Raw genomic sequence first — 2,805 nt, forward strand, 5'->3', positions numbered from 1 at the left:
GGGTATCGCTGTGGTTTGCGCCTTGCCCTGACCCAAAATCCTTCGCTTTTATTTGTTCCATCAAGCATGCAACACTGCACTAGCAGCCGCCTGAAAGGATTTCGCCATGTCCCGCGCCATACTTGAAGAGTCCCGCATCCATCCGGCCATCCAGGGCAAGATCGCCCGGCATGAACAGGCCATCGTGCGGGAAGTGCAGGCCGCCATTGCGGCGCACCCCGTGGTGGTGGTCGGCATGGGCATGAACCCTTTCCCGCGCAAGGCGCGCCGCGCGCTGGACGCAGCGGGTGTGGCCTGCCACTACCTCGAATACGGCAACTACCTGAACACCTGGCGCGAGCGCAATGCGCTCAAGATGTGGACCGGCTGGCCCACCTTTCCCATGATTTTTGTGCGCGGCACGCTGATAGGCGGTGCGGCCGATCTGGACCGGCTGATCGCCAGCGGCGAACTCAAGACCTTGCTAGGCGCCTGAGGCCGGGCTCAGGCGGGGGACTTCTTCTTCACCAGCCAGGGCCGCGGGTCTGGCTCTGCCAGCCCGCAGGCGCAGCGCCCCCTCGGGGGGCAGCGCAGTACGCGAAGCGACAAGCGTGGGGGTCCTATTGTGGGGGGCTCTATTTCTGCCGTGGGCGCGCAAGGTCCCTGTCGGGCTGCGACAGTGTTCCGGCCCGCAGTTCCCTGACCGCGTTGGCCACCGCGCCGGCGACATTGCGCACCTCGGCCTGCAGGCCTTCGTCGACATCGAGCGCTTCATGGCTGGTGGCATAGGGTTCGTAATAACCCACATAACGGTCCAGCCGCGCCTGGCTGCCGGCGTCCACCAGCCCCATCCAGTCGAGCCAGTCCGACAGGCCGCGCCGCGTGCCTTCAATACCCGCCACATCGCCATGCACCACCAGGCCGTAAACGCGGCCGGCCAGATGCTGAGGGTAGCTCCAGCCCTTCATTTCGAGTGCCTTGGCCTCCTGGGGCTTCTTGCCGTGGGTGCTGGTCGGGTCCGGGTTGCCGCCGTCGGCACAGACCAGGCGGTCCATCATGAGTTTGAGCGGGCTGGGCGACTGGTACCAGTAGACCGGTGTCAGGATGATGACTGCGTGCGCCGCTGTCCAGCGTTCGTAGATTTCGTTCATCCAGTCGCTGGTCTGCCCCTGTGCGTGGTTGGGGTAGCAGCTGCAGGGCCAGTGGCACAGCGGCATGGCGGTCGCCACGCAGCCCTTGCAGGGGTGGATGTTCAGGTGGTAGCTCGAGGTGAGCCAGCTCAGGTCAAGCACGTCGGTTTCGATTTGCGCCTGCTGGAGGGTTTGCTGCGCCCACTGCAGCATGCGAAAGGTTTTGGAGATCTCCCCGGGGCAGGTGCCGTCGTTGCGCGCCGAGCCGCAGACCAGCAGCACGCGGGAGGGCGCGGCGGGGTCGCGCCAGGCCGCCTGCGCTTTTTCAATCCGGTCCTTTGCTGCCAGCCAGTCAATGGAGAGTTCGTAGTCCGGGTCGGCGTAGCCGGGGCCGGCCTTGCGTGTGCGCGGCGCCTTGCGTCCTTCCTGGTAGGCCTCCCAGGCGATTTGCTCGACACGCGACAAGGCTTTTTCTTCGGCCTGGAAAGCCGGGTCCATGAACGATTCCATGAAGCGCTCATGAAAAACATCGCGCGACAAAACAGCGGGCGCCTGGCCTTTGCGGACTTCAGTCATGCCGCCAGTTTAGGCAGGCTGCAGGGTGCCCCTGCCGGTTCTGGATTTTGTCCTACGCGGGCTGGAGAAGCTGTCCGTCCAGTGGAAAATGGCCATAAAAATGGCCATTGGCCCAGCTGCGATAAGCGCCAGCAGCTCCTGAAAACATAGCGCGCTTCACTTTGACCCGGCCATGAAAAAAGCCTGCGCCCCGTCCGGAAAGGACGTGGCGCAGGCCAAGGTCAGGCTGCGGCTTCTGGTAGCTCAGCCTTTGGGATGCTGGCCGTGATGCCCATGGGGGCCTTTGCCACCCATGCCCCCGCGGCCCATGGGCTGGCTGTCAAAGGCTTTTTGCTGCTCTGGGCTGAGCGCGGCATAGAAGGCCTTGGTGGCTTCGCCGCGCTTGTCCATGGCGGCGTTCATCTCGGCCATGTGCTGGGCACGCAGTTCGCGCATCTTGTCGATGCGCTGGGGCGTGGTCAGCTTGTCGAACTCGGCTTTCATGGCCGCACGGTCGGGACGGGCGCCGTGAACCGGTGGCTGCATGGACGCGGTGAACGTCGTCCACGCGCCTTCCTGGGCTGGCGTGAGTTTGAGTTTGGCCTTGAGTTCGGCCTGGTGCTTGGCGATGCGCGCCTGCATCTTGGCGGGGTCGTGGCGGCCCATGCGTTCGCCTTTGGGGCTGGCGGCTGGCGCCGAGGTGGCTGCCGGTGCCGCAGGTGCAACGGTTTGCGCCGTTGCGGCCAGGCCTGCGGTGGCCATGATGCCGGCCAGCAGCAGGGTGTTGACAGATTTCAGTGGTTTGAACATGGAGGTCATCAAAGCTTCCTTTCAGTAGAAGACAAGCCCTGCTGCCGGGAATGGCGTCAGGTTGAAGGGAAGTTTGCGCGGGCTGTGTAAGTGCGCCATGACGCCCGCGTAAAGTTTCTTTGCAGATTTCTGCATGCCTTTTTTGCCGCCGCGGAGCCGGCAGTAGGAAGGAAAAGTGCCTGCAGCCCTTATTGTGTAAACGTAAGCAGCTATGAAAACAGGAGCAATCAGGCGTTGATGTAGCCTTGCCCGAGCGCCGTGAGTTCGGGCGAGAGGTGTTCCCAGGGCGTGTCGAAACCCGGCGCCTGGCGCTGCGGCGGTGGTGCATGGC

At 64.0% G+C, this 2,805-nt stretch carries 3 protein-coding genes; 1 reads left to right on the plus strand and 2 read right to left on the minus strand.

The window, feature by feature from the left end:
- The first annotated feature begins 106 nt into the window (after positions 1-106).
- Positions 107-475: a glutaredoxin domain-containing protein gene (locus tag WA904_RS17355; protein ID WP_425198380.1), complete on the plus strand. Its 369-nt coding sequence runs from the start codon at positions 107-109 to the stop codon at positions 473-475.
- A gap of 139 nt (positions 476-614) precedes the next feature.
- Here WA904_RS17355 and WA904_RS17360 read toward each other — a convergent pair whose 3' ends face one another.
- Positions 615-1,685 carry a flavodoxin family protein gene (locus tag WA904_RS17360; protein ID WP_425198381.1) on the minus strand — a complete coding sequence of 357 codons (1,071 nt, stop codon included), beginning with the start codon at positions 1,683-1,685 and terminating at the stop codon, positions 615-617.
- A gap of 243 nt (positions 1,686-1,928) precedes the next feature.
- Positions 1,929-2,483: a Spy/CpxP family protein refolding chaperone gene (locus WA904_RS17365; RefSeq protein ID WP_425198382.1), complete on the minus strand. Its 555-nt coding sequence runs from the start codon at positions 2,481-2,483 to the stop codon at positions 1,929-1,931.
- Positions 2,484-2,805: the final 322 nt, after the last annotated feature.

The sequence above is a fragment of the Polaromonas sp. genome (assembly GCF_049790275.1).
Classification (GTDB): domain Bacteria; phylum Pseudomonadota; class Gammaproteobacteria; order Burkholderiales; family Burkholderiaceae_C; genus Polaromonas.

Coding starts and splice junctions, on each gene's coding strand:
- WA904_RS17355 (WP_425198380.1), top strand. CDS start 107: ATGTCCCGCGCCATACTTGAAGAGTCCCGCATCCATCCGGCCATCCAG.
- WA904_RS17360 (WP_425198381.1), bottom strand. CDS start 1,685: ATGACTGAAGTCCGCAAAGGCCAGGCGCCCGCTGTTTTGTCGCGCGAT.
- WA904_RS17365 (WP_425198382.1), bottom strand. CDS start 2,483: ATGACCTCCATGTTCAAACCACTGAAATCTGTCAACACCCTGCTGCTG.